General features: G+C 39.2%; 6 protein-coding genes and 1 pseudogene. 6 read left to right on the top strand and 1 reads right to left on the bottom strand.

Translation table 11 applies throughout. The annotated features are described in order from the left end of the window. Both CFT42_RS14605 and CFT42_RS14600 read left to right on the top strand, forming a co-directional pair. A pseudogene (locus CFT42_RS14605) lies at positions 1 to 511 on the top strand (primase C-terminal domain-containing protein); the annotation flags it as partial. A gap of 245 nt (positions 512 to 756) precedes the next feature. Then, on the top strand, positions 757 to 1,695 hold the full coding sequence (locus tag CFT42_RS14600; RefSeq protein WP_088816537.1) for a hypothetical protein: 939 nt from the start codon (positions 757 to 759) through the stop codon (positions 1,693 to 1,695). 797 nt (positions 1,696 to 2,492) lie between these two features. On the opposite strand, the gene CFT42_RS14590 is transcribed toward CFT42_RS14600, so the two are convergent. Continuing rightward, positions 2,493 to 3,398 carry a helix-turn-helix transcriptional regulator gene (locus CFT42_RS14590; RefSeq protein ID WP_088816535.1) on the bottom strand — a complete coding sequence of 302 codons (906 nt, stop codon included), beginning with the start codon at positions 3,396 to 3,398 and terminating at the stop codon, positions 2,493 to 2,495. 746 nt (positions 3,399 to 4,144) lie between these two features. Here CFT42_RS14590 and CFT42_RS14585 point away from each other — a divergent pair. The 4 genes from CFT42_RS14585 to CFT42_RS14570 form a co-directional block, all read left to right on the top strand. Continuing rightward, complete coding sequence (locus CFT42_RS14585; protein ID WP_088816534.1) at positions 4,145 to 4,558, top strand: hypothetical protein; 414 nt, start codon at positions 4,145 to 4,147, stop codon at positions 4,556 to 4,558. 651 nt (positions 4,559 to 5,209) lie between these two features. Then, on the top strand, positions 5,210 to 5,431 hold the full coding sequence (locus tag CFT42_RS14580; protein ID WP_088816533.1) for a hypothetical protein: 222 nt from the start codon (positions 5,210 to 5,212) through the stop codon (positions 5,429 to 5,431). Next, positions 5,428 to 6,513, top strand: a complete 1,086-nt coding sequence (locus tag CFT42_RS14575; protein WP_088816532.1) for a toxin Cry1Ac domain D-VI-related protein — start codon at positions 5,428 to 5,430, stop codon at positions 6,511 to 6,513. Before CFT42_RS14580 ends, CFT42_RS14575 begins: the two co-directional genes overlap by 4 nt. A gap of 135 nt (positions 6,514 to 6,648) precedes the next feature. Then, the coding region (locus tag CFT42_RS14570; protein ID WP_159458189.1) for a VaFE repeat-containing surface-anchored protein at positions 6,649 to 8,168 on the top strand (1,520 nt) is incomplete at its 3' end.

The raw sequence follows: 8,168 nt of genomic DNA, 5'->3' as shown, positions 1-8,168 counted from the left end.
TAGAAAATCACGCGAAAATCGAATCTACTCTCATTTTGAAGAATGGGAAATGGATTTAGAAGAATATATATCCAAACACATTTTGTTTGGCCAAACGTTTTTGGAAAAATCCCAACGAGAGCTTTCTGAAGAAACCAATATTCCGTTGGCCACATTAAAAAAAATACTGAAGCAATCGAAACGAATTATCAGTAAAGTGGAGGGCAAAGGTCGTTATGCGGTGACGTTGATATCCACCAATGCGATTGTGGTAGAGCAAGCGATCCGTCATGCCTTGACGAAAAAACAAGCGCAAAAAGAAAAATACTTGGCTTTTTTAGGCACTTTTTCAGAAGCGGCTCAATTTATTGGGGCAAAACTGACTTCTACCCCATCGACATCAGGCGATAAGAGCGCCATTTTGAAAGGGATACCTGGAGGGGATAGTGGTGGCCATGAAGTGTGGAATTTGCTAGAGAACACGTACCGAACGGTACGACAGCGCGATTTAAGTGCAACGGACACGGGTTAAAAGTCAATGGGTTCAATTGCCAATTACTTAATTCTAGTGACCCTGTTTTTCTGCTTATGCTTTTGAAGTTTATTCGTGGCTTATGCGAGTGTTGTCTGTTAGAGCAAGTAAGTAGTCATCAGCAAATAGTAAGGGGTGAATGTGCGTATGCACCTTTTAGGTGGAGGGCTGGCTCTTTTTGCATTTTTTCGAGATTGGGGTACAATAGAGTCCATGAACGAACGAGAAAAACGGAGGGAAGACGAGTGGATACGCGAGAATTGAAAAAACAAAAACGCACCGTGATGTTGGCGTTGGCACAAGCGTATGAAGCACACGATGCTTTGAAGTTGTCGCATGCGGCCGGTACGTATTTACAATGCGCGACCTGTCAAAAAATAATGGAATTGACGGCGGAGTCGCATCGGTTAGAACAAGAGGCTTTAGGTGGATTAAGTGAAGAAAAACAAGTGATTGCTCAAACGAAAAAAGATGTGAATGAATTTGAACGGATTCATGATTTTATTGAGCATTTTACGATCCAACAATACGCCTATTTTCGAAAATCAGGCATGATGGAGAAAGATATGCAACTCCAGTTAGACATTGCCCCCGATTTATTTCGGCATTGGAAAGCGAAAAATCGGATTCAAACGATTCCGACGAAGGTGTATCGCGTGTTCGGGAAAGAGAACCGGATTCACTATTACCGAGCGTTGCGCCAAAGTGACCTGGAGTACTTGTTGAAACGAGACGCGGTGTATGCCGTCAAAATGGATGAACTCGAAGAAGCCGCCTGGTCGAGTGTGTATGTTCCGATGGCTGACGGAGGCTATACGACGCTAGAAGAGTTGGTGGAACAAACACCCGTGGGGCATTTAACGACGCTAGAACCTGTCATGGAAAATACGCGTGTCCCTCAAATTTGTTACCCGAAAGGCTCGTACGAAGTGTTAGAATACACGGGGGATAATGGGCGATTGATCCCATTATTTCTCAAAAATGACGACACAACGGTGTTACCTAGTCACCGAGGAAGACCGATTCAAGTCCAACGCAAAGGGAAACCTCAAATGTCGATTAAAGTGGGCGATTATCTCGTACGTTCCCCGAATCGAGATTGGCACGTGTACACGAAAAAGGAATTTTTCCAGTTATTTGAGGTCAATCAATCTTTGACGTTTGTGCAAGAAAAAGAGCGCTGAAAAAGGGCTCTTTTTGTGTACTCATATAACTAAAATGTGTCCAAAAATACAAAATTATAACCGTTTACATGGACGTTCAGGACAAAAATCGGGGTTTCTGGGGTATTTTTCGTTGGAGCTATGTTTTTTATGCTAGACTAAAAAGCATGAGATATAAAGTCAATAGCGAGGACGTGAGACAGATGTTTCCACGACTATGGAAAAATAAAAAGAAAGAGAAGAAGTCTGTGTCACCGACACAGCATCTTGATCAAGAGATTGAGGCTCTCAAAGGGAAGATGAAGCACTTAAAGCAAGAGATTGAATTCGAATCTCGGAACTTTCGGTTGCGAAAGAGACGTATAGAGCTTGGTGAGGAATGAAAATAAAACCCATGAAGGGTACGGCGAAGGCGATGTCAGCATGGGGACATCGCTTTTTGCGTGATGGAGAGATACATCTGCGCACACACAAGATGAAAAAAGTATACAAAAATACAAAATTGTAACCGTTTACACGGTCGTTCAGGACAAAAATCGGGGTTTCTGGGCAATTTTACGTTTTGACACTTGTTTTTATGATACGCTAAATACAAGCTAGTGACAGACTTAATGAAAGGGTTTGCATGATGTTAGCTTAACTAATAAAGGGAAAATGGCAAAAGAAAAAACGTCTCTGTCGGGAAGAGACGTCAGAATACTTTGTTATTCTCAAAAAAGATGGAGATGAAACACCATGAAATGTCAAACTTATTATGCCCACGGATATTTAGGCGGTTGATAAATATCCTGAAAGTGAAAGAGTTGATAGTAGAGCTATCAGCTCTTTTTTTGTGTTAAAATACGCCAATCACTCATGTTATCATTACGTATATTCACGGCATTTTTTTTATTTTCCATTTTTCTTAAACCTTCAAAACTCTCATTGGCAAGCCTTTCTCCGATAGGATGATGCCCTTTGATATATTCAAGCTTGGCTTTAACAAATAATGTATCGTAGTAAACTACATCATCTTCTAATTCTTTGCTTAGTTTAAGTGCTTTATCAATATAAGGTTCACTTTCAAGGAAATCATTATTCATGTCTAATCCATACGCTGCATTATAATAGGCACGTAATATATGCCTTTTTGTTTCGTAATAGGGAAAATATAGCTGAAAGACTTCTTCTAGCTTTTTAATTTGTCTATGAATTTCTGATGAATCGTCAATAAAGAAAAGTATACTTAAGAGGGATAAGGCTTCAAAATAATAAAGTGTGGTTTGATTACGAAGCTTCTTCCAAAGGGGTTGGATATCCTTTTGGCACACTTTTCGGTCATTTGTGAGAGAGAATTTATACATGGCATCTACACTTTTCTCTAAGTCTTCAATTTCTGGGGCATCATGATTTTGTAAGTAGGTTCTGCAGTGCTCATGGAATTCTTTAATACCATCAACATTTAACGTACTACCTAATTCTTTAAAAAGACGTAAAATCTCTTGTCGATCTGTCAACTCATAATTGTTAGCAATGAGCATAAATTCCTCCACATCTAAATTTAAATTATTTACAATAATTAAAAATTGTGGAAAACTGACGGTCACTTCATTTGCTTCAATGCGTCTATAAGTCCGAATATTAATGTCATGACCAGCAACCGTCGACTGTAAAATGTCTCTATTTTCACGAATCGTTTTGACAATCGTGCCAAAATGGTCTGAAATGTTAATGTTTTGTGACATTTTTAACCCTCCTTTCGTGTAAAAATGTATAATTTACACATCTGGAATTTTGAGCGGACACATCTGTCCGCTCCTCAAAAAATGAAAATGGCTTTAAATAACAATTGTAGTGCAAGAAAAAAGTTGCCTTAGGGCAAAAGCGGACACATCTGTCCGCTCAGCGAAAAGGCTTTTAAATTATAAAAACTATGGTAAAATAAGCTTGTGAGTAGATTAAGAAAAAATCTCACTGTATAAAATTTGTTTCAAAGAAGAACGGGGGTAATCAGGATGTACTTATTATTAAGTTTTGTGGGTGTTAGTACACGTGGACATCTTCTTATCGGCTGATTATTATATTAAATTCAAATAATTATTTGACAACGGATTCACAATGAGGTAAACTCATATGCGAATTCAGTGACAGATAATATACAAATAGGCGAAGCACACAGTTCAATTAACTTGGCGGAAAATTGACTTGTGCTAGGAAGGTCTCTCCTTCCTCACCGCAACTCTTAACACATACTTAAGAAACGGCGCCTCACCAAGAGTTATTGTATCATTTTCGAGATAGTTTCGCTATCAGAAAGTAAATGATTTTCTGGGAGTATGTCTAACTACAGGCATATTACAGAGATTATTCCACATTCTGACAGAATGTAAACTTCGGAAAATATATAATGGCATTGGCGAGCGTTCTCTACTTAAGTAGGGGACGCTCTTTTTTTTGTAGCTGGATATAAATATAAGGGAGGAAAAAGCCGATGATGTCAGTTATTCCAGATAAGCGTACCATGAAAGCAATGAATGAACCGATGCAGCAACGATTGGAACATCGACTCGTCAAAACCAAAAAAAAGAAACGAAAACCTAAAGTCCAACGTTTAACGTACCGACAGTTAGAGCGAACACGGACACCCATTTTTATTAAAACGTTTGATAGAGACAAATACATGTATGTGTGTGATCAACTCCATACGAAGGGAATCCCCAGTGCTGTGAATCTCAACACTTTAAAGTCTGTTCCTTTAAAAGATTTATATTACAACATTCGTCATGTTCGAGTAGCGGATACAACAAGTGAGAAACAACAAATTATCGCAAGGCGCAAACAAGCCGATGCCGAGTTATTATTTTTAAAAGGGATGCAACAGTGGGTCATTGTTCCTACCCCTTAATCTTTTCCATGCCAATGAAAAAGAAGCTGTCTGCTCGGACGTTTGTCCAGCCGATCCACCTTACCTTTTTCAGATGTGTTCTTTTAACAATTTCATAGGGATAGAATTTCCTAATTTGGAACTTTCCCAATCAACGGGTTCATACAAATTAGTTCACTCATTTATCAGCACTAGCTGAGTGAAGTAGCGGTTGGAAGGTGATACCGAAACCTTCGTGCTCTCTGGTTACCGGACTAGCCACAAACGGAACGTGATTGGATATAACTTGTTTTGCCAAGACCTGTCAGCAGACAGCGAGCGAATGGAACTAGGTTATATAGCTGATCAAGGGTTGGGATGTTTCTGAAGCCTCAAACATCCACTTGATTTTTAAACACCGGTACGGTGAAAGAAATAGGTGAAAATGGGTCTTATCCCCAATTCGAGCCGTGATTCGCCTATTTCTTTGACCGTATTCTCTTCTTCATTGGCATGGAAAAGAGTCCAGTCGTTTCCTAAGAAGCAGAAAGGTTTGTTTTTTCTTTCCTGATTTTTCCCTTTTTGCCAGGCGAGATACTCCTTTTTGTTGGCCTTTCTGCTTCTTAATAGGTTGAAACAACAAGTGGAATTTAATTTATAGTATACTAAAAGTACATAGAGAGGATGAATGATATGCAGACCATCTTAGAGAAAGAACAAAGAGAAGTAGGACAAGTACTTCGTAATGAAAAATGGTTATTGGTGGAGTTGATTTACGGCTACTGTTGGTTTGAGAAGGGGATTCTTCTTTCGAAAAGCGAATTAGCAGCCTATAGTCTCGATCAATTAGAATTTATTGAACAAGCGATTGAAAGCAGAGAGTCAGAACTTATCGAAAGGGGCGTTTCAGTATGAACAAGAAAAAATGGATTATTGGCATTGGGATTAGCGCGGTGTTACTCGTTGGAGGAGGCTATGGCCTCACTCAGTATCAGACACATGCGAAAGCAGAAGAAGAGCAACAAGCCTTTGAAACTAAACAAGATCAGCTTGCAGAAAGGGTCAATTCTTACAAAAAACAGGCTGCGGCTTTTTACCTCACGGCTAAAAAAGAGCGACTAGCTGAAGAGGTGACCACAGAACAAGTGGCGGCATTAGAAAGTCAATTGAATCAATTGAAAGGGAAAGAAATGCGAGTGGCTATCGCTGAAAAATTGAATACGGCTATTGTTGATACAGCGTATGCCAGTAAAATGGTTGATTTACGCGAACAAGTCAACGATTTACTAGATCAAAACGGAGCGTTAGCCGAAAAAGCCAATGTGGCCGCCGTTGAAAAACAAGCCACGGAGCTAAAAGAAGCGAAACCCGTATTTTATGCAGAACAGAATAAAATCATTCAGCGAGCTAAACAGCAACAAGCCCAAATTAAGAAAGCCAATCAAGCTGTAGATAACTTATTTACCGACACATCGAGAAAAACGATCAAGTCTAACGTAACGCGAACGCAATTTCAAGCGGCCTTAACGGAAAAAAATAAAGTGAAACAAGCGAAAGCGAAACAGGCACTCATTCAAGACCTGAATCGTGTCGAAAGCCACTTAACCGCACAAGAAAAACAAGCAGCCGAGCAAAAAGCACAAGAAAAAGCAAGTGAACCACAGGCAAAAGGCTCTTCAAATACAGCCAAGGGTTCTTCTTCCCCTTCAGCAACTCAAGGAAGAGGTTCATCAACACCAAGTTCCAATTACACAGCGCCAAGCTCACCAAATCAAGGGAGTACTTCTTCTTCAAAGAAGTCAACAGCAGGAAATTCAAGCAGTTCCTCAAGACAACCCTCATCCAGTAAGAAACCATCGTCAAATGGTGGTTCTTCTTCCAATTCAGGAGGTGGAAGTCTTACGCCAGGAGATAGCTGGGATATTGATTTAGATCAAGGTGGAAGTATAACAGGTGGTGAAAATGGGAATACGTGGCAAGGTGGAACATCTAAATAAATTAAAAAAAAGACGTCAAGGCGACATGCCTAGGACGTCTTTTTTTATGGAAGGTGAGTATATGTCGATAAGAGCACCCACAAATACAAGGTAAGACTTGATTGTAGAAATTAAAAATGGAGGTATTTAAGAAAAATGTATTTATCAATGAAAAAAAATTTATCTATTTTGACAGTGGTCTTAGTTTTTTTATCTGCTTTGCTAGCCCCCATACACTCAGTTTTTGCGGCTACTAGTGGGAAAGCTACAGATCCATCACAAATAACAAGTTCAGATGGTGAAAAGAAAACAGAGGAAGAAGAGGCCATTTTGAAAAAAGGCTTTGTTTTAAGCTCTTCTATGAAAAAAAGTGCTAAAGCAAGTGCTCAAGTTGTGTATAATGGCTCGATTTCTTATGGTGGTTCTATCGTAGGAGATTTTAAAGTTAACAATGTGCAGGCGTTTTGTATAGAGCATGCGAAAGGAACGCCGGCTACAAATACTCCAAATGATGGCGGAAGTATCTATCAAAATAAAAAAGTAGCAGCTATTCTATATTGGGGCTGGGGGGGAGCCAAAAATATATTTGGTTCAGACCGTGACAGAGGGATTGTATTGACTTCCTTACTAGCAAGTGAAATGTATACAGGTAGTTATCAAGGTGGTAAAAATATCGCAGGATATGAGACCTTAAAGAGTAAAGGAATGGCGCAAGATGTTCCTGACGATGCTAAATCATTTACAAAAAACATTCTAAATTCAAGTGTAGTAGGGAATGTTCAAAAAACGGAAACAAATAAAGTTAATGCGGATAGTGAAAATAAATTCACATTCACCTTACCAAACCAAATATCACTTATCAATGTAACAACTGGGGCTAAACAAACAGGAGGTCAAGTGACAATTAAAGGAGGAGACTCTTTTTACCTAACGGCACCGTTAACGTATGATAATGATTTTTCTTCAGGGAATTTATACGGAAGTTTAAAAGCTTACTTGCCGTTAGTTTATAAAATGGAAGATACAAGCTTACAAAGATTAGCAGTAGGTGTGAACTTGGATCCTGCGAATGCTATTTCTTTTAAAGCTAATTTTGAAGCACAAACAGGTTCCATGAAAGTAATCAAAAAAGGTAACGATGGCAAATTATTACCAGGTGTGAAATTTGAAATTAAAGATACGAATGGTAAATCCATCGCTAAAGGGACTACCAATGCGAATGGCGAATGGAGCCAATCAGATTTAAGCTATGGAAACTATGTGTTAGTCGAAACCAACACGATTCCAGGATACCACTTGAATAATAAGACGTATCCCTTCACCATTGGCGCAAGTACACAAAATATCACGATGAATGTAGTAAATGAAGCGCTAGTACCTAAAATCCAAACGACAGCAACCGATCAAGAAGACGGCGACAAGAGTCTAGAGCCATTGAAACAAGTCTCCATTCAAGATGATGTGATTTTCAGTGGTTTAACGACTGGAAAACAATACACCGTCACAGGGACTCTCATGGATAAAGAAACTGGAAAACCAGTTATGGTAGACGGTAAAGCGGTGAAAGCAAGAAAAATCTTTACGCCAACAACTGAAACAGGAACAGCAAAAGTCATCTTCACATTTGATGCATCCTCGTTAAAAGGTAAAGAAGTCGTTGTCTTTGAATCGTTAAG

It is taken from the genome of Listeria goaensis (assembly GCF_900186125.1).
GTDB classification, from domain to species: Bacteria; Bacillota; Bacilli; order Lactobacillales; family Listeriaceae; genus Listeria; species Listeria goaensis.
Note: the sequence above shows the minus strand (reverse complement) of the source record. Positions and strands in the feature narration are given on the sequence as shown.